Origin of the sequence: Microvirga sp. Mcv34 (assembly GCF_024519725.1) — a bacterium.
Lineage (GTDB): Bacteria > Pseudomonadota > Alphaproteobacteria > Rhizobiales > Beijerinckiaceae > Microvirga.
The window spans coordinates 74,414-99,467 of sequence record NZ_JALJRK010000004.1 but is presented as its reverse complement, the minus strand read 5'-3'; the positions used below and the strand labels follow the sequence as shown (position 1 = coordinate 99,467).

Annotated in this window: 20 protein-coding genes; 9 read left to right on the top strand and 11 right to left on the bottom strand. The window is 64.3% G+C overall.

Annotation, left to right across the window (positions count from 1 at the left end; genetic code table 11):
- Together OC446_RS03975 and OC446_RS03970 are read right to left on the bottom strand one after the other, a co-directional pair.
- The gene (locus tag OC446_RS03975; protein ID WP_262027746.1) at positions 1 to 4,299 is read right to left on the bottom strand and encodes a translocation/assembly module TamB domain-containing protein; all 4,299 of its coding nucleotides are present in this window, start codon (positions 4,297 to 4,299) and stop codon (positions 1 to 3) included.
- On the bottom strand, positions 4,299 to 6,278 hold the full coding sequence (locus OC446_RS03970) for an autotransporter assembly complex protein TamA (protein ID WP_262027745.1): 1,980 nt from the start codon (positions 6,276 to 6,278) through the stop codon (positions 4,299 to 4,301). The genes OC446_RS03975 and OC446_RS03970 overlap by 1 nt, the downstream gene beginning before the upstream one ends.
- Before the next feature lie 611 nt (positions 6,279 to 6,889).
- Here OC446_RS03970 and OC446_RS03965 point away from each other — a divergent pair.
- Genes OC446_RS03965 through OC446_RS03945 form a run of 5 tightly spaced genes read left to right on the top strand, consistent with a single transcriptional unit; the run spans position 6,890 to position 11,297 of the window.
- Positions 6,890 to 7,705, top strand: coding sequence for a cytochrome c oxidase subunit II (locus tag OC446_RS03965; RefSeq protein WP_262027744.1), 816 nt, complete (start codon positions 6,890 to 6,892; stop codon positions 7,703 to 7,705).
- Positions 7,706 to 7,741: 36 nt separating this feature from the next.
- Positions 7,742 to 9,523 (top strand): cytochrome c oxidase subunit I, encoded by a 1,782-nt coding sequence (gene ctaD, locus OC446_RS03960; protein WP_262027743.1) that lies wholly within the window; start codon positions 7,742 to 7,744, stop codon positions 9,521 to 9,523.
- Complete coding sequence (locus tag OC446_RS03955) at positions 9,516 to 10,214, top strand: cytochrome c oxidase subunit 3 (RefSeq protein ID WP_262027742.1); 699 nt, start codon at positions 9,516 to 9,518, stop codon at positions 10,212 to 10,214. Before ctaD ends, OC446_RS03955 begins: the two co-directional genes overlap by 8 nt.
- 14 nt (positions 10,215 to 10,228) lie before the next feature.
- The gene (locus tag OC446_RS03950) at positions 10,229 to 10,951 is read left to right on the top strand and encodes a heme-copper oxidase subunit III family protein (protein ID WP_262027741.1); all 723 of its coding nucleotides are present in this window, start codon (positions 10,229 to 10,231) and stop codon (positions 10,949 to 10,951) included.
- Between the two features lie 10 nt (positions 10,952 to 10,961).
- Positions 10,962 to 11,297, top strand: coding sequence for a cytochrome C oxidase subunit IV family protein (locus OC446_RS03945; protein WP_262027740.1), 336 nt, complete (start codon positions 10,962 to 10,964; stop codon positions 11,295 to 11,297).
- Between the two features lie 58 nt (positions 11,298 to 11,355).
- Here the strand turns inward: OC446_RS03945 and OC446_RS03940 are convergent, their stop codons facing one another.
- The gene (locus tag OC446_RS03940) at positions 11,356 to 12,180 is read right to left on the bottom strand and encodes a DUF2189 domain-containing protein (protein WP_262027739.1); all 825 of its coding nucleotides are present in this window, start codon (positions 12,178 to 12,180) and stop codon (positions 11,356 to 11,358) included.
- 232 nt (positions 12,181 to 12,412) lie between these two features.
- On the opposite strand from OC446_RS03940, the gene tam reads away from it, so the two are divergent.
- Together tam and OC446_RS03930 are read left to right on the top strand one after the other, a co-directional pair.
- A complete protein-coding gene (gene tam / locus OC446_RS03935) occupies positions 12,413 to 13,192 on the top strand; it encodes a trans-aconitate 2-methyltransferase (protein WP_262027738.1) in 780 nt (259 codons plus the stop codon).
- A gap of 37 nt (positions 13,193 to 13,229) precedes the next feature.
- A complete protein-coding gene (locus OC446_RS03930; RefSeq protein ID WP_262027737.1) occupies positions 13,230 to 13,526 on the top strand; it encodes a hypothetical protein in 297 nt (98 codons plus the stop codon).
- A gap of 99 nt (positions 13,527 to 13,625) precedes the next feature.
- On the opposite strand, the gene OC446_RS03925 is transcribed toward OC446_RS03930, so the two are convergent.
- From OC446_RS03925 to OC446_RS03895, 7 genes are all read right to left on the bottom strand, one after another.
- Positions 13,626 to 14,993 carry an FGGY-family carbohydrate kinase gene (locus tag OC446_RS03925; protein WP_262027736.1) on the bottom strand — a complete coding sequence of 456 codons (1,368 nt, stop codon included), beginning with the start codon at positions 14,991 to 14,993 and terminating at the stop codon, positions 13,626 to 13,628.
- Positions 14,994 to 14,997: 4 nt separating this feature from the next.
- Complete coding sequence (gene rhaM / locus OC446_RS03920; protein WP_262027735.1) at positions 14,998 to 15,321, bottom strand: L-rhamnose mutarotase; 324 nt, start codon at positions 15,319 to 15,321, stop codon at positions 14,998 to 15,000.
- Positions 15,318 to 16,364 carry an ABC transporter permease gene (locus OC446_RS03915; RefSeq protein ID WP_262027734.1) on the bottom strand — a complete coding sequence of 349 codons (1,047 nt, stop codon included), beginning with the start codon at positions 16,362 to 16,364 and terminating at the stop codon, positions 15,318 to 15,320. The genes rhaM and OC446_RS03915 overlap by 4 nt, the downstream gene beginning before the upstream one ends.
- Complete coding sequence (locus OC446_RS03910) at positions 16,361 to 17,380, bottom strand: ABC transporter permease (protein ID WP_262027733.1); 1,020 nt, start codon at positions 17,378 to 17,380, stop codon at positions 16,361 to 16,363. The genes OC446_RS03915 and OC446_RS03910 overlap by 4 nt, the downstream gene beginning before the upstream one ends.
- Positions 17,381 to 17,410: 30 nt before the next feature.
- On the bottom strand, positions 17,411 to 18,928 hold the full coding sequence (locus OC446_RS03905) for a sugar ABC transporter ATP-binding protein (protein ID WP_262027732.1): 1,518 nt from the start codon (positions 18,926 to 18,928) through the stop codon (positions 17,411 to 17,413).
- Between the two features lie 76 nt (positions 18,929 to 19,004).
- A complete protein-coding gene (gene rhaS / locus OC446_RS03900) occupies positions 19,005 to 20,000 on the bottom strand; it encodes a rhamnose ABC transporter substrate-binding protein (protein ID WP_262027731.1) in 996 nt (331 codons plus the stop codon).
- Between the two features lie 35 nt (positions 20,001 to 20,035).
- The gene (locus tag OC446_RS03895; protein WP_262027730.1) at positions 20,036 to 20,848 is read right to left on the bottom strand and encodes a DeoR/GlpR family DNA-binding transcription regulator; all 813 of its coding nucleotides are present in this window, start codon (positions 20,846 to 20,848) and stop codon (positions 20,036 to 20,038) included.
- A 242-nt stretch (positions 20,849 to 21,090) separates the two neighbouring features.
- On the opposite strand from OC446_RS03895, the gene OC446_RS03890 reads away from it, so the two are divergent.
- Complete coding sequence (locus OC446_RS03890) at positions 21,091 to 23,196, top strand: bifunctional rhamnulose-1-phosphate aldolase/short-chain dehydrogenase (RefSeq protein WP_262027729.1); 2,106 nt, start codon at positions 21,091 to 21,093, stop codon at positions 23,194 to 23,196.
- A gap of 22 nt (positions 23,197 to 23,218) precedes the next feature.
- A complete protein-coding gene (rhaI, locus tag OC446_RS03885) occupies positions 23,219 to 24,514 on the top strand; it encodes an L-rhamnose catabolism isomerase (RefSeq protein WP_262027728.1) in 1,296 nt (431 codons plus the stop codon).
- Between the two features lie 4 nt (positions 24,515 to 24,518).
- On the opposite strand, the gene OC446_RS03880 is transcribed toward rhaI, so the two are convergent.
- Positions 24,519 to 25,046: a DUF421 domain-containing protein gene (locus OC446_RS03880; RefSeq protein ID WP_262027727.1), complete on the bottom strand. Its 528-nt coding sequence runs from the start codon at positions 25,044 to 25,046 to the stop codon at positions 24,519 to 24,521.
- Positions 25,047 to 25,054 lie beyond the last annotated feature (8 nt).

Sequence of the window (25,054 nt, the reverse complement as noted above, 5' to 3'; positions counted from 1 at the left end):
TCAATACTCCATCTCGAAACCCAAACCCACGGAGCTGCCGCCCTCGGCGTTGATCTCGCCCTGGGCCTTCAGGCGCCGGGTCAGGTCGATATCGACCGTCACGCCGCTCTCCTCCGGTTGGGCGCCGGCCTTCACGCCCACCCGCACATTGTCGCTGATGTAGCGCGAGACACCCACGCCCGGCCCGCCGCCGGCGCCGACCGTGATGTCGAGGCTGTCGACGCCGAGCGAGCGGCGCAACTGCTCGAACGCGTCGCTGCCGGAGCCGCCCGAGAGCTGCGCCACGGCCTGCGCCAGTTGCAGCGCCTGCCCGGCCGAGAGGCCACCGGACGGGCGCTGGAACAGAATGCGGGAGAGCACCTCGTCCTGAGGCAGGTCCGGGCTGGAGCTGAAGGTGAATTCCGGGCTTGAGGCTGGGCCTGTCACGCCGATCCGCGCTGTCACGTCGCCCGCCTGCGTCTCCGCCAGGAAGTCGAGGGACGGGGTGAGATCGCCGGTGAAATCGAGCCTGCCGCGCACGAAATCGAGCCGCTTGCCCAGGATGTCGAAACGTCCGCGCCGGAGTTCGAAGGCCCCGATGGCAACGGGGTCCTGCGTCGTGCCCTGAAGCCGCAAGTCGCCGCCGAGTTCGGCATTGATGCCGCGCCCACGCACGAAGATCCGGTTCTGCGCCGTCAGCGTCAGGTCGAGCTCCGCCCGGAACGGGGTGCCCCGCGCAGACGCGGATTGCCGCCTTTGGGCGAGCGCAAGGCGCGCGGCGGCGGTCGGGGTCGGCCGCACGTGCTTGGTCCCGGGGAGCGGCCTCAGGGTGGTCGGAAGGCGGTCCGGCACGGAGACGTTCATCGAGATGATGTCGATGCGCCCCGCAGCCCGCGGCCGGCTCATGAGCGGGCCCGAGAGGGTCAGGTCCAAATCCGCCGTCGCGTCGACGGTCTCATTGGAGACGAGCTGGGCGCGGCTGCCAGTGATCCGGATCTCGCCGGGCAGGCCCGCGGCCGGATCGATGGTCACCTGCCCCCGGGCTGCAAGGGAGCCGCCGCTCGGGGTCTGGGCGGTCAGGCTCTCGATGGTCAGCACCTGCCCGCGCGCGACGAACCGCCCGGCGATGCCGGTCAGCCGAACGCCCTGCAGCGAGTCGGTGAAGCTGCCATTGGCGAGCGTGACGCTGCCCTCGATGCGGGGATCGGCGACAGGGCCGGCAATCGACAGGTCGAGATTGGCGGCGCCCGTCAGGCGTTGGCCGGATGTGGACAGGAAGGAATTAGCGATGGTCAGGTCGGTGCGACCCGACACCCGGAGCGCCAGCTCCTCGGCTGGGCTCAGCGGCACGCTGCCCGAAACCTGCACGGTGCCTCCTCGTCCGATGGCGATCCTCGCGTCGATTCCGGCCCGCTGGTCGGCCAGGCGTCCCTGCGCGTCGATGGTGAGCGCGGGCAGGCCCGCCCGTCGGGTCTCTGCTGTGGCAAGCCCTGAGACCGCGACGCGGTAGTTGCCGGTCGGGTTTGCCACCGTTCCGCCAATGGTCGCATTTCCATTGACCGTGCCGGCGAGACCGAGATTGGGCGCCACGATGTCGGCCGCTTGGAGCGGCAGGCTGCGCACATCAACGGTGAGATCGAGCCTGTCGGCGACGGTGCCGTTGACGGTGATCCGCCCCTGGTCCGCCGCGATCGCGAGATTGGACAGAGTGACGGCGCCATTCCGCAGCGTGATGGCTGTGGGCTGCGCCAGGGCCAGGCGGCGGTTGCCGCGGCGGGCCGTGAAGCTGGCAAGCTCGATCCGCGTCGTATCGCCCGGAACGACCCGTCCCTGCGCATCGAGATTGAAGCCCTGCCCCACCGCGGAGGCAGTGAATTGCGACGCGGCAGGCGTGCCGTTGGCCACGAAGCGCACGGTTCTGTAGGTCTGCCCCGCGGCGGTCAGCGATTCGGCGGAGACGTTGCCGTCAATCATCGGGCGGCGGTAGAGGTCTTGGAGGGTCAGCCTCGCATCGAAGTCCCGCACCGAAATATCCGACACGCTGAAGCGCGCGCCCCTGGCGGTGATGCGCACATCCTGGCCACCGTCACGGACGCTCAGCGAGACGACCGCGTCGAGCGCGCCATCGAGCTTGGTGAGCACGAGCGGCGAGAGATCGTCGAAATGGCTGCCCGACAGGGAAATCTCACCCTGCGCCAGCTGGTTGGCGTCGAGACGGAGATCGCCCTTCAACGCCACCGACCCGATATCGAGGGCGAGCCGATCCAGGAGCCACCCGCCATCCGCGGGTCTGGCGAGATGGAGAGAGCCGGTCGCGGGCTTTCCGTCCACCTGTCCGTCGAGGGCCAGCGCCGCGTCGAGCGCTCCCGTGACGTCCTTAGCATCGAGATTGATCGCGAGTCGAGGGATGGAGCGGTTGAGCGCCCGCACGTCGGTGAGCGTCGCCACGCCCTTCACGTCCGGCTTTTCGAGGGAGCCGCCCAGACGGGCCGTGACGTTCGCCCGACCTCCGGCGATGCGCGGATCGACGCGCCTCAACTCGTCGATGGTGATGTCGAGGCCGAGATCGGCCGCGAATTGGGTGGCCCGCCCGTCGATGCGGGCGTCGAGATGGGCGCCGTCCACACGGAAATTCTCGAACGCATAACCATTGGGGATGCGCCGCAGGGTGCCCGCCGCCGTGACGCTGCGCCCGAGGAGGCCGTCTACCGCCGGTGTTCCGGTCGAGAGTTCCCGCAAACGGGCATCGATCACCGCCGCCATGTCGTAGCGGCGCGGATTGCCGGACAATTGCGCCGTCAGGGTCGCGGAACCTTGCAGGGGCCTGCCCGCAAGGCCGGAGAAGGACGCCAGCGCCGGAATGCGGGCATCGAGCGTGCCGTCGAGAACGGTGGCGCCCACGCGTCCGGTGAAACTCGCCTGCGCGGTGGATGTCTCAATGCGAGCCGTCTCCACATTGGCGATGCCGTCGAGACCGAAGGATCCCCGAGACGTGATCGAGAGCGTAGTCCCGACCGCCCGGGCGAGCGCTCGATCGACGGGCCGGATTCCCGCTGCGTTGGCGTCGATGGCGAAGGAGAACTGGCTGGGCGGGGTGGCGCCGTCCGCTGGGTTCATGGCCACGCGCGCCGTCAGCGTGTCCAGGGAGCCCTCCGGCAGCCGGATCTCGGCGGCATCGAGCGAGCCGTTGATGCGCGGCGCCGTCAACGGCCCCTGCACCGTGCCGTCGAAATTGAACCGGGCGATCTCCGCTTCCCGGGCGCGCGTTTTCGTACCATCGGTCGGAAGGGCGCGGGCATTCAGGGTGAGATCGAGCACCTGGCCGGAGCTGACGGTTCCCGTCATGTCGAAGCGTGCCACATTCGACGTGATGCGCACCGGCTGTAACCGCAGGCTACTGTCGTCGCCTACAGTTACATTGCCGACGAGCTGGGTGGTGCCGCTGAAGACAGGAGCGGCCGGCGCGGGCAGCAGCCCTTCGATACGGGCCGCTAGATCCAGGTTCACGTCATAGGCGGCCGCGGCGCGCCGCACGGTTGCCGTCCCGGCGGCGCCGATGGTCGGGCCGGCGGTGAAATCGAGCCGGGCCGAGAAATCGCTCATGGGTCCCTGGCCGGTGAGCTTCAGGTCGACGGGCGGGAGGCCGGGCAGATCCATCAGCCGGGCCGCGATGCCGCCCGCGGGCTCCTGGTGCGTAAGGTCGAGGGCGAGCCTTTTCGTCTGCGGCACATAGGTGAGATCGATCGAAAGCTTGCCGGGAGCATCGAGGCGCTGCGCCTGGAAGTTCAGGTCGAGTCCTTCGGACGGATCACCCAGTTGCGCCGAACCCGCCGCCGAAAGCCGCGCCTCCGTGCCGAGCACCGGCTGGCCGAGAGCGAGTTCCTGCAGGGCGAAGCGGTCCACGACGACCTTGACCGGCAGTTCGGGCAGGACCGGCTCGTCGGAGACCGGCGCATCCTCCTCGGCAGGCAGCGGCCTGCGCGCGATCTGCAATTTGTCGATGGTGAGCTCATCGACCTGCAGGCGCCCGCGCAGCAGCGCCGTGCGGCTCCAGACCAGCCGGGCGCGATCAAGGTTGAGCCACACGCCGTCCCGGTCCGCGATGCGGATATCCCGGATCACCGCGTCCGATGTCAGAGCCCCCTCGATGCTGCCGATGGTGACGCGGGTGGTCGGCGTCGAGAGAAGACGCGAGATCAGGCTCGCCAGGATGCCCTGATCACTCTGAGCTTGGCTCGGACGGTCGCTCGCCAGCCAGAAGGCCGCGACGGCCAGGAGCACGACGGACATGAGGGTGAGGGAGCGGATTGGCTTGAACATCAGAAGGCCTGCCCAATTCCGACGTAGATGGCGTAGGACGGATCGCCCGGACCCGGATTGACCGGGATCGCGACGTCCAGGCGGATGGGCCCAACGGCCGTGTAGTAGCGCAGGCCGAGGCCCGCACCGACGCGGATGGTCTCGTCGAAGTTCGGGAAGCTCGAGTCGAAGGCCGTTCCCGCATCCACGAACGGCACGATGCCGATGGTGTTGGTGATCTTGATGCGCGCCTCGAGCGAGGCCTCGAGCAGGCTTCGGCCGCCGATCGGGTCGCCCAGGACGGTCGGGCTCAGCGAGCGGTAGCGGTAGCCGCGCACCGAACCGCCGCCGCCCGCGTAGAAGCGGCGATTGGCGGGAATTTCATCGAGATCCGCGCCAACGATGGAGCCGAGGCCGATGCGGCCGGCGAGAATGTAGCGGGCCTCCTCGTCGAGGGAGAAATAGGCCGAGGCGGTTCCTCTCGCGACTGTCATGGGCACCGACGAGCCGAGGAACTCCGGGTAAGGTGCCACGGAGGCGATCACCCTCATGCCCTTGGTGGGGTTGAGGGGGTTGTCGGTCGAGTCGTAACTGAGGGAGACTGGCAGGCCGACAAGGGTGTAGTCGATCTGGCCGAGAATGTCGGTGGCCTGTCCCTTCTCGTATTCGATGCCGCCCTGGATCGAGAAGGTTTCGCTGAAGCGGTGGCGGATGCCGGTGCTCGCATTCGCGAGACGGGCCGTATAGCCCTCCGTCCTGTCGCGCTCGACGAGCCCGTCGACCAGCCAGTCGTTGCGGGTTCCCCATAGGGCGGGCTTCAGGAAGCTGGCACGGAAGCGCCCGCCGAGATTGTCCCAGGAAAAATCCTGGCTCCGGTCGGGTTGGCCGCCATCCTCGGTGAGATAGAAGACGCTGCCTTCGAGCCGCAGCCGCTCGGCGCCGCCGAACAGGTTCCGGTGAGCCCAATAGGCCCGCACCGCCGGCCCGTCGGTCGTTGAATATTGCACCGAGGCTCCGATGACGCGTGGCGGGCGCTCGGTCAATTCCACGAAGAGAGGGAGGTTGCCGTAAGCATCCAGGGCCTCGCCCTCGCGGATGCGCACCGAAGACAGCGCCTCGATCTGCGAGATCGACTTGCGCATGGAAGCGAGTTCCGCAGGCGAATAAGGATCACCCGGCTCCGTGTAGATGAAGGAACGCACCACGGCCGGGTCGACGTTCTCCGCACCATGAAGCGAAATCGCCCCGATGCCCGCCTGAGGCCCGGGATCGACGCTCAGGCTCACGTCCATGGCCTGCGCTGGATGGATGACGACGGGATCCTGCCGCCGGATCTTGGCGAAGGGGTGAGACCGGGACCGGAAGTGATCGACGATACGCACCTCGGCGGCGACGATGTCGGCGGACCGCGCCGGGTCTCCGGGCTTGATCTGCACGATGCGAGGCGGAAGTTCCGCGGGCGGGAACGGACGCCCTGTCCTGGCGTCCAGGACCTCGACGTCCCTCAGGGCGAATTGCGTACCCGGATCAGCGACGATCTGAACGGGCACGAGCGCGCGTGCGAGATAGCCTGCGGCCGCGCGGGTTGCGGCATCCCTGCGGGAGGCCTGCAGGACCATGGGGACGCCCGCCACGTTGATCGTGACGCGGGCGTTGTAATAGCCGGCACCCCAAAGCGCATCGATCAGGCGAGGGAGGTCGGCCTCGGCACGGCTGGCCAGCGCCGCGGCGTCGGGCGGCGGATCCGATTGCAGGCTTTGAAGGGTCGAGGCGTCCTTCAGCACCTGCTTGAGATCGCTGTTGTCCCCGCTCACGACGATATCGAGGGAATACGGCAGGGCCTGCGGGCTCGGGGGCGGTGGCGCGTTGCCATCCCCACGAAGCCATCCGAAGAGATCGAGAGCAACGGCGGGCGCGAGCGGCATTCCACTCAACAGAACACCGACCACGACGGGAAACACGATCCGTCGGTTGTTACGCAGCCCTCGCACGTGAAGCATGGTCTCCCTGGCCAAACAGATCATCGTTCTTGGTCGCACCGATCTCGCCCGTCAGCGGACGGGATCCTGATCGGCTCGTTTTGTCGAGAGGCACCTAACCACAGTTTCCCTAGCGGAAAAACCCTGGCCGTGCGATTTTGACGGACAGTTGACCGAAGATCACAGGGAAGGACGAGGAAAATATACTGTCAATAGAAGGAATCCGGCTTCGAGGATGAGAAGCCTTCCTTGCGTATCGCGACAGCAAGGCCGTGAGATTGTAGTGCGCCCAGACCCGGCTCGACTGTCGATTTCTCACCTGTGCCAAATGTGGCGAAAATGAGAACCTTTCTGCCGCCCTGCCGAGGCAGGGTTAATCTATGCATAACAGCGGGCGGATAGCCAAGGCTCATTGACCTGTCGGGCCACCGGGTGTAGTTTTCACTTCCTATACTGGCTCAGACCAAGTTGCTCTCATGTAGAGTACACGACGGCAAGCCGGCATGGCCTGCATCCTCGTCTCGGTTGAAGTTCCTTCGCGAATTACTCAGCCGAAATTGATGTAATGGCGTACAAGAGTCATCGCCTTCTGCTTCAAATCCGAGGCCTCTCACGGCAAGGATGGGTCAGGAATGGCTGTAGCGCTCGTCTTGGTTCTGATCGCGGTCGGCTCGGTGCTCTTCCACCTCGTCAGCCCTTGGTGGTGGACCCCGATTGCTTCGAACTGGCGCTATATCGACAACACGATCATCATCACCTTCTGGATCACCGGCGCGGTCTTCGTCGCCGTCGTCCTGTTCATGGCCTATTGCGTTTATCGCTTCCGCCATCAGGCCGGTCGACAGGCCCATTACGAACCGGAGAACAAAAGGCTCGAATGGTGGCTGACCCTCGTCACGGCGGTCGGAGTCGCCGCCATGCTGGCTCCCGGTCTGTTCGTGTGGCGGCAGTTCATCACGGTTCCGGAGGATGCGACCGACATCGAGGTCGTGGGTCAGCAATGGCAATGGAGCTTCCGGCTGCCGGGGCCTGACGGAAAGCTCGCCACGTCCGACGCCCGCCTGATCAGCCCCGACAATCCGCTCGGGATCAACAAGGACGATCCGAAATCGCAGGATGACGTCGTCATTGAAGGCGGCGAACTGCACCTGCCGGTCGGCAAGCCCGTCAAGGCGCTGCTGCGTTCCGTCGACGTCATCCACGATTTCTACGTGCCGGAGCTGCGGGCCAAGATGGATCTGGTGCCGGGCCAGGTCTCCTACATCTGGTTCACGCCCACGCGGACGGGAAGCTTCGACATTCTCTGCGCGGAGCTCTGCGGCGTCGGTCATCCGCAGATGCGCGGAACGCTCGTGATCCAGGAGCAGAGCGATTATCAGGCATGGTTGCAGCATCAGGCCGCGCGAAGCTTCGCGCGCCTCTCGCCTGCGGGGAGCCAGTCTGACTGAAGGGATAAAGCGGAAACAGCCGGGGAGAGACTCCTGATGGTTGATGTCCCACTTGGTCCGGCCGGCGCGGTCGCACCCTCCGATCTCGACGATGTCGAGCTCTACCATCCTCACAGCTGGGTGACGAAATACGTCTTCAGCCAGGATGCGAAGGTCATCGCGATCCAGTACGCGTTCGTCGCACTCTCGGTCGGGCTCATCGCCCTCGTGCTGTCGTGGCTGATGCGGCTCCAGCTCGGCTTTCCGGGCGTCTTCGCCTTCATCGACGCCAGTGCCTATTACCAGTTCATCACCATGCACGGCATGATGATGGTGGTCTATGTCCTGACCGCCCTCTTTCTCGGCGGGTTCGGCAACTACCTCATTCCCTTGATGATCGGCGCGCGCGACATGGTCTTTCCCTATGTCAACATGCTGAGCTTCTGGGTCTATTTCCTGGCCGTGCTGGTGCTCGTCGCGAGCTTCTTCGCACCGGGCGGCCCCACCGGCGCCGGCTGGACCCTCTATCCACCGCAGGCCATACTGTCGGGCACGCCTGGCGGGCAGGATTGGGGCATCATCCTGATGCTCTCCTCCCTGATCATCTTCATCATCGGCTTCACCATGGGCGGCCTGAACTACGTGGTGACGGTGCTGCAGGCGCGCGCGCGCGGCATGACGCTGATGCGCATGCCGCTCACCGTCTGGGGGATCTTCACGGCGAGCTTCATGGCGCTGCTCGCCTTCCCGGCCCTGTTCGTCGGCGCCGTGATGATGCTCTTCGACCGGATCTTCGGAACGAGCTTCTTCGTGCCCGCCATCGTCGAGATGGGCCAGCCGCTGGACCGCAACGGTGGTTCCCCCCTGCTCTTCCAGCACCTGTTCTGGTTTTTCGGCCACCCGGAGGTCTACATCGTCGCCCTGCCCGCTTTCGGCATCGTGTCGGACCTGATCAGCACCCACGCGCGGCGCAACATCTTCGGCTACCGCATGATGGTCTGGGCCCTGCTCGCCATCGGGGCACTCAGCTTCGTGGTCTGGGCCCACCACATGTATGTGAGCGGAATGAATCCATACTTTGGTTTCTTCTTCGCCACCACGACGCTGATCATCGCCGTTCCGACGGCGATCAAGGTCTATAATTGGATCCTGACCCTCTGGCGCGGCAACATCCACCTGACCCTGCCCATGCTGTTCGCCCTCGCGTTCATCGTCACTTTCGTGAACGGCGGCCTCACGGGACTGTTCCTCGGCAACGTGGTGGTGGACGTTCCGCTCTCCGACACGATGTTCGTCGTGGCGCATTTCCACATGGTCATGGGCGTGGCGCCGATCCTCGTGATCTTCGGGGCGATCTATCACTGGTATCCGAAGGTGACCGGGCGCATGCTGAACGAGACGCTCGGCAGAATCCATTTCTGGGTCACGTTCCTCGGCGCCTACGCGATCTTCTTCCCGATGCATTATCTCGGATTGATGGGCATCCCGCGCCGGTATCACGACATCGGCGACATGGCCTTCGTCCCGCCCTCGGCCCACACGCTCAACGCCTTCATCACCATCGTGGCCCTAGTCGTCGGCGCGACGCAGCTGCTCTTCGTGTTCAATCTCTTCTGGAGCCTGCGCCACGGCAGGCTGGCCGGCGGCAATCCATGGCACGCGACGACGCTGGAATGGCAGACGCCCGAAACGCCGCCGCCGCACGGCAATTGGGGCAAGACCGTCCCGACGGTCTATCGCTGGGCCTACGATTACAGCGTCCCGGGAGCCGACCAGGATTTCCTGCCGCAGAACCAGCCCGGGATCACCAGCGTCGTGCCGGGGGCGTCCCATGGGTAGCATCCTCCTGTTCCTGGGCGGGCTTGCCGTCATCGGGACTTGGTGGCTTTCGCGGCAAGGGCTGGCCTCGAAGCCCTGGCTGGAACAGGGAGCGGAGGGGGCCCTGCCGGAAGAAGCGCCTGCGCCTCCCTACCGGGTCGGGCTCCTCATCCTTCTCGCGGTGATCGGCTCCCTGTTCGCGCTGTTCATCAGCGCCTATGCCATGCGCATGCAGCTGCCCGACTGGCGCAACCTGCCGGTGCCGCGCATTCTCTGGCTGAACACGACCATGCTCGCCCTGAGCAGCCTCGCCCTGCATGGCGCGAAGCGCGCGGCCGAGCGCGGAGAGATGCCGGAACTGAGAGCATACCTTCTCGCGGCCGGCATATCGGCCCTCGCTTTCCTGTCCGGCCAGCTTCTGGCCTGGAGACAGTTGAGCGGCGACGGCTATGCGCTGGCCGCCAACCCGGCCAATGCGTTCTTCTACATCCTCACAGGCCTGCACGGCCTCCACCTACTTGGCGGCCTGGTCGCCTTGGGCAGAACCACCGACAAGGCATGGCGCGAAACGACAACGGAGCGGCTGCGCCTGTCCGTGGAGCTCTGCGCCACGTACTGGCACTTCCTGTTCCTCGTCTGGCTGGTCTTCCTGAGCGTGCTGACCGGTTGGGCGGGCGGCTTCGTGGACATCTGTCGGCAATGGCTGACGTGAGAGGAGTGCGGCACATGGCGGAACAGGCCGCGACGGATTTGCGAGTGATCGACGCTGAGACTTCCGGCCTGCGCAGCATCGCGAGCGACTTCTCCTCCGATCGGCAGGCCTTCAGGAACGTGTCCTGGGGCAAGGCCATGATGTGGATCTTCCTCCTCAGCGATACCTTCGTCTTCAGCTGCTTCCTGATCTCCTACATGACGGCACGCATGTCCACGACCGTGCCGTGGCCCAACACGAGCGAGGTCTTCGCCCTGACCATCGGAGGCACGTCTCTTCCCCTGATCCTGATCGCCATCATGACCTTCGTCCTGATCAGCAGCAGCGGGACGATGGCGATGGCGGTGAATTTCGGCTATCGCCGCGACAGGAAGAGAACCGCCATTCTGATGCTGGCGACGGCGCTCCTCGGCGCCACCTTCGTCGGCATGCAGGCCTTCGAGTGGACCAAGCTGATCCACGAAGGCGTCCGCCCCTGGACCAATCCGTGGGGCGCGGCCCAGTTCGGCTCGTCGTTCTTCATGATCACCGGCTTTCACGGCACCCATGTGACCTTCGGCGTGATCTTCCTTCTCGTCATCGCCAGGAAGGTCTGGCGCGGCGATTTCGACCATGAGCGGCGCGGCTTCTTCACGAGTCGGAAGGGACGTTATGAATCCGTCGAGATCATGGGTCTCTACTGGCACTTCGTCGACCTCGTCTGGGTCTTCATCTTCGCCTTCTTCTATCTCTGGTGAGGGACGCGCCATGGCACAGGCAACCGCGCACGCACAGGGACAACAGCACCCGATCAAGCTCTATCTGGTCGTCTGGGCGTGGCTCTTCATCCTGAGCGCCTGCTCCTACTTCGTCGATTTCTTCCAGGTTCAGGGACTACTCCGCTATGCCCTGATCGTACTCTTCATGCTGCTGAAGGCGGGCCTCATCGTGGCGATCTTCATGCACATGGCTTGGGAGCGCCTGTCTCTGGTCTATGCCATCCTGGTGCCGATCAGCGCCGTGCTCGTGTTCGTCGCGATCATGACCCTGGAGGCGGATTACACGCTGCTGTCCCGGACGATCTTCTTCGGACCCGGTCCCTGAACGGCAGGAAGGCGGCCCGCTGAACGAGCCGCCTTAGCATCATCCTGTCACATGCAATTTATCGGATCGGATGAGCGTCGTCGGGATGCGGAGGCTCCACGACCCGGCGATAAAGATGCCATGTCGCGTGGCCCAGAACCGGCATCACGATGGCGAGGCCCACGAAGAGCGGGATCGAGCCGACGAGGAGAGCCGCGGCGACGATGAGGCCCCAAAGAGCCATGGTGAGCGGGTTCATCGCCACGGCCTTGACGGAGGTATAGACGGCGACCGCCGCGCCTACGTCCCGGTCGAGGAGAAGCGGAAACGAAATGACGCTGATGCTCAGCACTGCCACGGCGAAGACGAAGCCGAGGATGTTGCCCCAGAGGATCAACCGCATGCCCTCCGATGTGGTGAGAACCTGATTGATCAGCCCCGCATAGGTATCGGGCACCGCATAGCCGAAGATCGATTGGTAAAGAAGCCGCGCCGTCGTCAGCCAGGTCAGGAAGATGACCAGCAGGAGGACACCGAGCGCGATGATGGACGGAATCGACGGTGATTTGAGAACGTTGAAGGCATCCTGCCAGGAAGTCGTCAGACCGAGTTCGCGCCTCCGACTGATCTCGTAAAGACCGATGCCGGCAATCGGGCCGATCAGCGCGAAGCCGGAGGCCAAGGGATAGAGAAGCGGCAGCGCATCGTTGCTGAAGGTGAGCGCCGCGAGGCAGACGCCTACGACGGGATAGATCAGTCCCAGGAACACCAGATGCGACGGCATGGCCCAGAAATCATCGAACCCCTTTGCCAGGGCTTCCTTCAAATCGGCAGGTGTAATCTTTCTGACAACCGGATGCGCCGGAGCTTCACTTGCGCCGGCGACAATATGAAAATTGGCCATAATCGCTCCTCCAGGGATGAACCTTGGCAGTCGAGATCACGGCCTTGCGCGGATCGTCCAGGGTCACGCAGAACCGCAACCTATCTTTGCAAGTATACGCCGAAACATTATGGCTGTCGCGTCGGTTTTCGCCAATAAGGTCTTGCAGGACCATACGATCCCTTAAGTTTTGCCGCCGTTGCGGAGGGGGGCGGATGTCCGCAGGGCATAACAAGAACTTGGAGCCAGTCCGTTGGTCGATTGGGATGCGGGACAATACCTGAAATTCGAGGATGAGCGCACGCGCCCCTCGCTCGACCTGCTCAAGCGGGTGCCCCTGGACGCGCCGGCGAGTTGTGTCGATCTCGGATGCGGGCCCGGGAACAGCACGGAGCTGATCGCCCGACGCTATCCTGCGGCGCAGGTCGTCGGGCTCGACAGTTCGCCGGACATGCTCGCCAAGGCGAAGGCGCACCTGCCGGGGCTGCGCTTCGAGGAGGTGGACGTTGCGCGATGGGAGACGAGCGAGCGCTTCGACCTGATCTTCGCCAATGCCGTCCTGCAATGGCTTCCCGGCCATTCCGCCCTTCTCAGGCGTCTCGTTTCTTTGCTGAAGGACGGCGGATGTCTCGCCGTTCAGATGCCGAACAATCTGAACGAGCCATCCCATCGTCTCATGGCCAAGGTCGCGCAGGACGGCCCATGGGCGGAAAAGCTCGCCGCAGCGGCGGCGGCAAGGGAAAGGCTGGGATCCTTCGAAGATTATTACGCTTGGCTGCGGCAGGCAGGCTGCTCGGTCGATCTCTGGCAGACGACGTACGTGCATCCCCTCGATGGAGCCGCTTCCATCGTCGAATGGTTCAAGAGCACGGGCCTGAAACCCTATATCGACCCGCTTACGCCGGAGGAGCGCTCCGGCTTTCTGCACCGGTACGAAGCGGCCATCGCAGATGCTTATCCGGTCCAGCCCGATGGAAAGGTCCTGCTGCGCTTCCCGCGGCTATTCTTCGTCGCCCAGCGCGGATCAAATTGAAGCAGCTGGCCCAAGCCTCCGGGTTGCGCTTGGGCCGATGCTCAAGTTCACCGGCCGTCATGTGCCGGGAAACGGAAATGGCCGCGTTCAGGCACTCTGCTCTTCGGCCGTGCGTTCCACGCGCACCGAGCGTCTTCTTTCGCGCCGCAGCCGCTTCATCAGAGCGATCGATGCAACCATCGTCCGCTCGAGCTCCGACAGGATCGTGTTCGTTTCGACGGGAAGTGATAGGTTCTTTCGTTCCAACTTCATTGGCAACCTGTTTTGCTCTGCAACTCTACAAGTGAATGTAACTCAGCTAAGCGTCGCAGTGCGGCTGCAATGTGGCAAGTGAAGAGCAATAGCGGATCACCCGTCCATGCGATAACGTATTACTACCTGCCTTTATAAACGATATACCAATGCGAACTCTGACAATGCCAGGCGGTTACGCTCAGCCTATCTGCAAATGATCGTTCCACTCGGCACGATAAAGCCGAAAGTCTTTCGGCAATTGACGGGACGGAATTCCCTGCCACTGCTGATGAGATACGGCGCTTGATGATGTCAGCGCGAGCAGCGCCGCGCCGACGCTCGTGCCGGTGGAGCTGGCAACGGCGATGACCTGCCGGCCCGTGGCGCTCGACAGGGCCTCCGCATAAAGGGCGTTGCGCGCGAAGGGTCCCTCCACGATGATCGGCCCTGCCGCGCGGGTGAGATCCAGACAGACTTGCGTCATCAAGGCCGTGTAGAGAGAAGCCGCAACATAGGCGTCATCTTCAGTGAGGGCACCGGACCTGTTGACGAGACGATGGGCGGCGTCAGGGAACGGCCCGCATCCGGGCACGACGCTCGGTGTCAGGAGAATGCGCCGTTCCAATACGTGGCGGATCGCCTCCGGCGTCGCCATGCCCTGCCCTTTTGTCAGGATTTCGAATTCACGCCCGCCCATGAAGCGCGCGGAGGGCACCGCGCGGCCGAGGGCATCCACATTGGCGAGCGTGTCCCGCGCCGGATCGAGATGATCGAGGTCGCCGCCGACGGCGAAGATCACGACCCATGTTCCCGTCGAGACGACCGCGAACGGCGCCTCATGCAGGCCCAGATGCGGCAGAAGCGACGCGTTCGAGTCGTGAATGCCGCAATAGACGGGCACGGGCCGCGCAAGTCCGATCCTCGCACAGACTTCTTCCGTCACAGGCCCCAGACGGTCCGAGGGCTTTCGCACCGGAGCGAGCCTGTCGGCGATGTCGAGCCTGTCGACGAGCGACGAGAAGCGCCCTTCCTTCGGTCTCCAGAGATCGGTGTGGCAGCCGAGAGATGTGACTTCGGTTGCAGCCACTCCCGTCAGTCGCCAGCCCCAATATTGCGGGTAGGTAACGAAAGCCTGCATCCTGTGGAAGGCTTCAGGAAACGCTGTTTTCTGATAATGCAGTTGCGCCCCGAGATTGAGCCCGCCGGGCAACCGCGGCGAGAAGGTCTCCGAGAAATCCGGCCGGATCACGTCATAGGCCGCGTCGATCTCCGCCGGATAGCGGAACTCGTAATCGAGGACCGGAAGGGCGAGACCATCGGCGCCCAGAAGCGCCCCGCTGGCGCCATGAGCAGTGATCGAAATCGCGTCGAACCCATGTTCCGCGTGCAGCTCCTTCAGGGCTTGCAGGAAGAACGCGAAGATCCCATCCACGTCGAAATGCGGATAAGGCCCATTGGTCAGCACCCGGTTGGGTCGCGTGAGGGCGGCGATCTCGCGCCTCGCCTCGGCATCGACGATGACGGCCTTGACGTTGGTCTTGCCGACATCGAGCACTGCGACGTTCATCGGTTCATGCCATGTGGAAGATGGTGACGAGGGGCGTGTCGACTGGGGAATTGTCGGGCTTCGTCGCCATGATATCGGCCATGTGGGCCCACCACCGCTTCATGACCGGATGGCTCGGCAGATCCGCCATGCGGTGATCCACGCGCCGCCACAGAACGCCGAAGAGAATGCCGGTCTCACGGTCGAGATGGATCGAGTAATCCTCGATTCCGGCCTCCTTCAGAAGCTCCACCAGCTCCGGCCAGATCTCGTCATGGCGGCGGCGATACTCGTCCTCCATGCCAGGATTGAGCTGCATCTTGAAGGCGTATTTCTCTTTTCCGATCATATGATGGCCTTTGAGCGGAAGCGGCGGATGACGATCGGCAGCGCGATCACGAGGATCAGCAGCAGGCCGATGAAGATCGACATGACGATACCGGGGACGTTGAGGAGGCCGAGGCCGAAGGTGACGAGGCCCATGACGATGGCGGCCAGCACCACGCCCGGGATGGTCCCCGAGCCGCCGAGGATGCTTACCCCGCCGAGCACCGCCATGGTGACCACCTCGAGCTCCCATCCCGCCGCGATGGTGTGACGGGTCGAGCCCAGGCGCGATGTGAGGCAGACGGCCGCGAACCCGCTCATGAGGCCCGTCAGCAGGAAGAGCATGAACTTCGTACGCTGCACCGGGATGCCGGAGAACTGCGCGGCGAAGGCGTTATTGCCGATGGCATAGATCCGTCGCCCGAAAGCGGTCCAGTGAAGCAGCACTCCGAAGACGAGGGCGAGCATCACGAAGGCGACCATCTCGAAAGTGACGACGTCGAAACCGGGCAGCGTCGGCCACCAGGAAAAGTCGGCCATGTAGCCCTGGCCGAACCAGGCGAAATTCGCAGGGTAGCCGCCATAGGCCTGGTCGCCGAGCGCGATCTGGGCGATGCCGCGAAACAGGCTCATGGTGCCGATGGTTACAACGATGGACGGAAGCCCGATACGCGCCACCAGGAAACCGTTGAAGGCTCCGCAGAGCAGTCCCACGCCGAGTCCAATGCCCACGAGAGCCGGCGTCTGGAAACCGGCCTGTACGGCCGCCCCCATGGCGGTCGACGCCAAGGCGATGATGGCCGCGACGGACAGATCGATCTCGCCGGAGATGATCAGGAGCGTCATCGCGAAAGCGATCATCGCCTTCTCGGTGAAGTTATAGGTGGCGTCTGAGAGGTTCCACGGATCGAGGAAGTGCGGCGATGCGAACGAATTCGCGATGAAGATCGCGATGGCCACCGCCGCGAGCAGGGCTTCCCAGCTGCCGAGAATGCGACCGGCCGGCGTCGAGAGCTTGTCGGGGATGCGCCGCGGCGGCTGCTTCTCCAGAGTGAGCGTGCTCATGCGGCGGCTCCTTCGACCGGCACTTCGGCCAGAGGCGGCCTGCTCTTCGCGGCGTCGCGAAGGATGAGGCGGCCCTTCCGCTTCTCCTGCCGCGCATTGAAGAGGACCGCCACGATGATCACGAAGCCGGAGATCGCCATCTGCCAGAAGGGTGAGACGTTGATCACCGGTAGGGCGTTCTTGATCACCCCGAGGAACAGGGCACCGAGGACTGCACCTCCCACGGACCCGATGCCGCCGAGCGTCGAGATGCCACCGATCACGCAGGCTGCGACCGTGTCGAGCTCGAATCCGGCCGCGATGTCCACATAGGCGACCGCGTAGCGGGATACCCAGAGATAGCCGCAGAGTCCCGCGAGCGTGCCCGACAGCACGAAGGCGAAGAAGCGCGTGCGCCCGACATCGATCCCCGCGTAAAGCGCCGCCGTCGGATTGCCGCCCGCCGCGTAGAGGGCGCGGCCGAAGACCGTGCGCGTGAAGGCTATCGCGATGAGCGCGATCACCAGGATGGCCGCCCAGCCGAGCAGCGGCAGGCCGAGGACGACGATGCGCGGGGTGTTGAGAAAGGTCGCGGTCATCTGGGTCTGGTTGACCCAGGCTCCTCCCGAGAGCACGAAGGCCATGCCGCGATAGATCGTGAGCGTGCCGAGCGTCGCCACGATGGACGGAATGCCGATCTTCCAGACCATGAGGCCGTTGATGGCGCCGAGCAGCGCCCCGATGCCCATGGCCATGACGATGAGAAGAGGCAGCGGCAGCTGCGGATAGGCGGCGTTCATCATGGCGATGGCCATGCCGGTGAAGGATAGGTTAGCCGCAACCGACAGGTCGATGGATTTAGTGAGGATCACGGCCATCTGGCCGAGCGCCAGGATCATCAGGATGGACGTATCGTTGAAGATGTTGGCGAGGCTCTCCGGCGAGGCGAAGCCCGGGGCGCGCGACGAGAAGATCGCAACCAGCACGACGATGATCCCCACCAGCAGGAGTTCACGGTATTTCAGGATTCGGCTCATCGTGGATCCCAGCTTCCCTGTCCTGCCCGATCAGGCATTGCCCGTCGCGGCCCGCACAAGCGTTTCGGCATCGAGACGGTCGCGCTCCCACAAACCGGCCATCCGGCCCTCGCGCATCACCATGACGCGGTCGGACATGCCGAGGATCTCAGGCAGTTCGGACGACACCATGATCACGCTCAACCCTTCGCCCGCGAGCTCGCTCATGAAGGCATGCACGGCCGCCTTCGAGCCGATGTCGACGCCCTTCGTCGGCTCATCCAGGATAATGACCTTCGGCCGCGTGGCGAGCCACTTACCGATCACCACCTTCTGCTGATTGCCGCCCGATAGCGTGCCGACGGGAACCGAGAGCGCCGCCGCGCGAAGGTCGAGCCGCTCCGCGTATCGCCGCGCCAGGGCGAATTCCTCCGCCTGCCGCAGGAAGCCGGCCCGTGTGGTCCGGCCCAACGTCGCCATGGAGATGTTCTGGAAGATCGGCATCTGCAGCACGGCGCCGTGACGGCCGCGCTCTTCCGGTACGTAGACGATGCCCGCAGCAATCGCGTCCGCCGGGGAGCGGATGTCGATCCGGCGGCCTTCGAGCTCGACGGTTCCAGCGCTGGGGCGGGTGATGCCGAACAGGGCCTGGCAGAATTCCGATCGCCCGGCGCCGACGAGCCCGTAGAGACCCAGAATTTCGCCGCGCCGCAGCTCGAAGGAGATGCCGTCAAACTCCGTCGGATGTGCGTAGCCGGAGACCTTCAGGACGGTGCTCCCGATGGCCACATCGACCTTCGGGAAGACGTGATCGACCGAGCGCCCGACCATCATGCGGACGATCTCGTCCTGTCCGGTCTGCGACAGAAGGCCGGATCCGATCGAGCGGCCGTCTCGGAACACCACGAAGCGTTCGGCGATCTGGTAGACCTCCTCGAACTTATGGCTGATGAAGAGGATCGCCTTGCCCTGCCGCTTCAGCCGCTCGATGATCCGGAACAGATCCTCGACCTCCTTGTAGGAGAGCGCGGCGGTCGGCTCGTCCATGATGACCACGCGGGCCTCGACGGACAGCGCGCGCGCGATGGCGACGAGATGCCGGTGCGCGATCGAGAGGTCCTTCAGCCGGGTGTACGGACTGATCGGCGCATCAATGGAGGTGAGCAGGGCCGCGGCGCGCGCATTCATGGCGGCCCAGTTGACGAGGCCAAGCCGGTTTCGCGGCGCGTGACCGAGAAAGATGTTCTCGGCCACGGAGAGTTCGTCGAACAGCACGGTTTCCTGGTGGATCGCCGTGATGCCGCTGCGGATCGCCGCCTCGGCATCGGCGAAATGCACGGGAGCGCCATCGACGACGATCTCGCCGCCGTCCGGCCGATAGATGCCGGTCAGGATCTTGACAAGCGTCGACTTGCCCGCGCCGTTCTCCCCGATCAGCGCCGTCACGGTGCCGGGATAGAGCGCGACGTCCACCTGATCGAGCGCTTTGACTCCGGGGAACGACTTGGAGATGCCGCGCATCTCCAGCAGCGGAGCGGGAGCCTCGGGGATCGCGTGAACCACGGACATGGGAATCCTGCCAGGTGCCGATGAGTGCAAGGAGGGCGCGGCGGTCCGCGCCCTCTCTCCGGGTGGCTTTGCGAGATCAGAAGATCTTGGCGAACGCGTCCACGTTGTTCTTGTCGTAGACGAAGGGATCGGCCATGGCGGCCTCGCCATTGTCGCCGATCTTGATCTTGCCCATGCGGCCGGCATTGATCTCGGCCCCGGGCTTGCCGTCGGTCTCGCCCTTCACGAGACGATAGGCGATCTGCGTGGCGGAATAGCCGAGATCGATCGGGTTCCAGATAGCGAATTCCTTCGTCGCGCCGGAATGGACAGCGCCCGCCATCTCGGAGGGAAGCCCGAGGCCCGTCACATAGACCTGCCCGATCTTGCCGGCATCCTTCACCACCTGCGAGGCGGCGAGCACGCCGACCGTCGTCGGAGCCACGATCACCTTCACGTTCGGGTGGGATTTGAGCAGGCCCTGGGCCTCGCGATAGCTCTTGTCGGCGAGGTCGTCGCCATAGACGGTCGTGACGAGGTTCAGCCCGGGATATTTCGGGAGCTGCTTCTTCATCTCGGCGATCCAGGTGTTCTGGTTGGTCGAGGTGGAGGTCGCGGACAGGATAGCGAAATCGCCCTTGCCGTCCGGCAGGTGGTCCGCCGCGAGCTTCAGGCACATGTTGCCGATCAGCTCGTTCGACGAGGGATTGAGATGCACGATGCGCCCGTCCTTGCCGACGGCGGAATCCCAGGAGATCACCTTGATGCCGCGTTGCGCGGCCCGCTTCAGCGCGGGCACGACGGCGTCGGGATCGTTCGCCGAGATCGCGATCGCATCCACGCGCTGGGCGATGAGCGCATTGATGACCTCGATCTGCCCTTCGGCCGTGGTGGTGGTCGGACCGGTATAGATCACCTCGACGCCGCCGATTTCCTTTGCGGCTTCTTGGGCGCCCTTGTTGGCCGCTTCGAAGAAGCCGTTGCCGAGCGACTTCGCCACGAGACCGATCTTCACGGTCTGAGCGCTCGCCGATCCGGCGAGGAGCGCCAGACCCAAGGCCGTACCGAGAGCAAGCTTTGCAATCGCTTTCATGTTCTTCCTCCCTCTCAAACACCCCTCGCCGGCTCTCAGGCCGCCGATGAGGATTCCTCAGCCCGATCCGCCGCCGTCGTTCCGGCGACGATCAGCTTAATTCCGGCATTCTCGATCATGGTCCTGGCTGAATCCGAGATGGCGTCGTCGGTGATCAGCGTCGAGACTCGGTCGAGCGGGCAGAGAATGAGGCTGGAGCGGCGCTGGAACTTGGTGGAATCCACCATCAGCACCAGCTCGTCGGCCTGATTGATCAGCTTCTGCTCCGCCTGGATGATCAGGGCGTCCTGCTCCATGACGCCGAGGGCGCCGACTCCCTGGGCGCCCATGAACATCCGGCGCGCATAGAAATTGCGGGTCACGTCGTTCTCGAAGGGCGAGAGAATGATGCTCTGGTCGCGGTAGATCGAGCCGCCCGGCAGCATTACCTGGTTCTTCGAATGCTTCACGAGATGCTCGGCGATGGCGAACGAGTTCGTGAACACCTGCAGCCGGCGGGCCGTCAGGTAATGCACCATCTGGAACGTCGTGGTGCCGCCATTGATGATGATGGCGTCCCCCTCCGTGCACAACGCCACAGCCTCGCGGGCGATGGCCCGCTTCTTGGCGAGGTTCTCGCCCTCGGACACCCGGAACGGCTTGGCCGCGAGGCTGCCGATCTGGGCCGGATGAAGAGCCTCCGCCCCGCCGCGAACCCGGCGCAGGCGCCCCTGAACATGCAGGGCCGCGATATCGCGCCGGATCGTGGCCTCAGACGCGGAGGTCAGTTCCACGAGATCCTGGACGGTCGCGACCGGCTTCTCCTGGACGGCGCTCAGGATGATCCGGTGCCTTTCACGTTCGTGCATGGTTCCTCAACAGGGCTGATCGACAATGATCGGAAGGATCGAATACCTTTCAGACACACGCAAGTTACTGCCCTAGACTGCGCACCAAACCGATCACAGTCAATCAAGATCGTCATACAACCTTCGTATCATGATCATTTTTGATCGAACATGATCGAACCTGCTTGACAACATCCAGGGCTCCGGCGAACTTTCGCTCAAATCGGGGCGCTGTGCGTCCCCGGAGCGGATAGGAGGACGAAGTGGACACCGCGACCCCAGCCGTCAGGCTCCTCGACAACCACTGGGACGACACCAAGGCCGCCGCCTTGGACGAGCCGGGCCTCCTGCTCTACCGCTCCAATCTCCTCGGCGCCGACAAGCGGATCACCAATTACGGTGGCGGCAACACCTCGGCCAAGGTGATGGAGACCGATCCGCTCACCGGCGAGAAGGTCGAGGTGCTCTGGGTCAAGGGCTCGGGCGGTGACGTCGGCACGATCAAGCTCGATGGCTTCGCCACGCTCTACATGGACAAGCTGCGCTCACTGAAGAATCTCTACAGGGGCGTCGAGGACGAAGACCGTATGGTCGGCTTCCTGCCCCATGCCACCTTCAATCTCAACACGCGCGCGGCCTCGATCGACACGCCGCTCCACGGCTTCCTGCCCTACAAGCATGTGGATCACATGCACCCGGACGCGATCATCGCCATCGCGGCATCGAGGAACTCCCGCGAGCTGACCCGGGAGATCTTCGGCGACGAGATCGGCTGGCTGCCCTGGCGCCGTCCGGGATTCCAGCTGGGTCTCGATCTCGAAGCTTTCGCCAACGCCAATCCCGGCGCGAAGGGCGTGGTGCTTGAGAGCCATGGCCTCTTCACCTGGGCGGACGACGCCAAGGAATGCTATGCACTCACGCTTCGGATCATCAATCGGGCCATCCAGTGGTTCGCCGAGCGGACGTCAGGCCGTCCCGCTTTCGGCGGTGCCGTGACCTCGAGCCTGTCGCGGGACGAGCGCCGCAGCATCGCCGCGCGCCTGATGCCGGAGATCCGCGGCCGGATCGGCCGAACCGAGCGCAAGCTCGGTCACTTCGACGACCAGGATGCGGTGCTCGAATTCGTCAACTCGGCGAACCTCAGGCCCCTTGCCCAGCTCGGCACCAGCTGCCCGGACCATTTCCTGCGCACGAAGATCCGTCCGCTCGTGCTCGATTTCGACCCGAAGGCGCCGGACGTGGACGCGTTGCTCGCGGGGCTCGACGCGGCCCTGGACGCCTATCGCGCCGATTACATGCGCTATTACGAGCAGTCGAAGCATCCGAACAGCCCGAAGATGCGCGATCCCAATCCGGTGATCTTCCTGATCCCGGGCGTCGGCATGCTGTCCTTCGCCCGCGACAAGGCGACGGCGCGCATCGCAAGCGAGTTCTACGTCAACGCCATCAACGTGATGCGCGGCGCCTCGTCAGTGTCCGAATATCAGGGACTTCCCGAGCAGGAAGCCTTTGACATCGAATACTGGCTGCTCGAGGAAGCCAAGCTCCAGCGCATGCCGAAGCCGAAGAGCCTCGCCGGCCGCGTGGCCTTCATCACCGGAGGCGCCGGCGGCATCGGGCGGGCCACGGCCGAGCGCCTGGTGGGCGAAGGCGCCTGCGTGGTGCTGGCGGATATCGACGCGGAATCGCTCACCGCCACGGTGCAGGACTTCTCCAAGCGCTTCGGCCAGGATTCGGTGCGCGGCGTGACACTCAACGTGACGAGCGAGCCGGACGTCCTGTCCTCCTTCGTCGAGGCCAGCGTCGAATTCGGCGGCGTCGACATCCTCGTGTCCAATGCAGGCATCGCCTCGTCGGCTCCCGTCGAGGACACGGACCTGGCCATGTGGAACCGCAACATCGAGATTCTCGCCACGGGCTACTTCCTCGTCTCGCGCGAAGCCTTCCGCCTGTTCCGGCGCCAGAAGCTCGGCGGCAACGTGGTGTTCGTCTCGTCGAAGAACGGCCTCGCCTCCTCGCCCAACGCCTCGGCCTATTGCACCGCCAAAGCGGCGGAAATCCACCTCGCCCGCTGCCTGGCGCTGGAGGGCGCGGAAGCAGGCATCCGCGTCAACACTGTCAATCCGGATGCGGTGCTGCGCGGCTCCAAAATCTGGACCGGTGAATGGCGCGAGCAGCGCGCCGCGTCGTCCAAGCTTGCCGTCGATGAGCTGGAAGAGCATTACCGCAAGCGCTCGCTCTTGAAGCTGAACGTCTTCCCGGAGGACATCGCCGAGGCCATCTACTTCCTCGCCTCCGACCTGTCCGCGAAATCGACCGGCAACATCATCAACGTGGATGCGGGCAACGCGACGTCATTCACGAGATAGGCCCGTCACCAGGGAGGACGCCATGACCGAGCAGAGGATTGCGGTAGAAACCGTCTCCACCGACAACGAGAAGCGCATGGGCGCCTTGAAGGCGGATTACGAAGCCTTGGGCGCCCGTCTCGCGCGGGATAGCATCGACATCGAGGTTGTCACCGGCAAGGTGCGTGAGTTTTTCGTGGCGGTTCCGTCCTGGGGCGTCGGCACGGGCGGCACCCGGTTCGCGCGTTTTCCCGGTCCCGGCGAGCCGCGCAACATCTTCGACAAGCTCGACGATTGCGCGGTGATCCACCAGCTCACCCGCGCGACGCCGACCGTCTCGCTGCACATCCCGTGGGACAAGGTCGACGATCCGAGACGGCTCAAGACGCATGGCGATGCGCTGGGGCTCGGCTTCGACGCCATGAACTCCAACACCTTCTCCGACGCGCCGGGCCAGGAGAAGAGCTACAAGTTCGGCTCCCTGAGCCACACCGATGCGGCGACGCGCCGGCAGGCTATCGAGCACAATCTCGAATGCATCGAGATCGGCCAGGCTATCGGCTCCAAGGCTCTCACGGTCTGGATCGGCGACGGATCGAACTTCCCGGGGCAGACGAACTTCACCCGGAGCTTCGAGCGCTATCTCGAATCCATGAAGGCCATCTACAAGCACCTGCCGGAGGATTGGCGCATCTTCTCCGAGCACAAGATGTACGAGCCGGCCTTCTACTCCACCGTCGTGCAGGATTGGGGCACCAACTACCTGATCGCCACGGAGCTCGGCGACAAGGCTTTTTGCCTCGTCGATCTCGGCCACCATGCACCGAACGTGAACATCGAAATGATCGTCGCACGCCTGATCCAGTTCGGGAAGCTCGGCGGTTTCCATTTCAACGATTCGAAATATGGCGACGACGATCTCGATGCGGGCGCCGTCGATCCCCACCGTCTCTTCCTCGTCTTCAACGAACTGGTGGACGCGGAGCACCGCCGGGCCGAGAACTACCGCCCGGCCCATATGATCGACCAGTCGCACAACGTGACCGATCCCATCGAGAGCCTCATCCGCAGCGCCAACGAGATCCGTCGCGCCTATGCGCAGGCGCTTCTCGTAAACCGGACAGCCCTTGAAGGCTATCAGGACGACAACGACGCCCTCATGGCGTCCGAGACGCTGAAGGCGGCCTATCGCACCGATGTGGAGCCCATCCTGGCCATGGCTCGACTGCAGGACGGCGGCGCCATCGACCCGATCGCGGCCTACCGGGCCAGCGGCTACCGCCGCAATGTCGCCGAGGAACGTCCCGCCGTCGTAGGCGGCGGCGGGGGCATCGTCTGAGGGATCAGGTCACCCCCTTCATGGATTCGGTCTTGCCTTCGACCTCTTCCTTGTCCTTGCGGATGATGCTGATCGTCCCGTCGCCCTCGATATAGGCCCGCTTCACCTCGGAGCAGTGCTCGATACCCTGCTCTCGTAGCTGGCTGTTGAGTTCCTCGGTCGTGATCATCTCCTGGCGCATGTTCCGGGGCAGCATCTTGCCGTCTTCGATCAGCAGCAGCGGCGGCGGTCGGGTGAGGCGCTGGAAGGCGGGGAAGTGGAAGCCGAGCCAGTCGATGGCATAGTTCCAGAACACGATGGTGAGGACGAGGACGAGCCCCTCGGTGACCGACTTGTACTCGTTCGCCATCGCGTTCTGCGACGCGTCCGCGATGAGGACGATCACGAGAAGGTCGGCGACGCCGATCACGCCGGTCTGGCGCTTGAGGAGGAAGCGCAGGATCAGGAACAGCATGATGTAGATCATCGTTCCGCGCACGATGGTCTCCAGCACCGAGTGAGAGGGTATGAAGATCTCCTGCCAGTCGATCATGGTCGGAC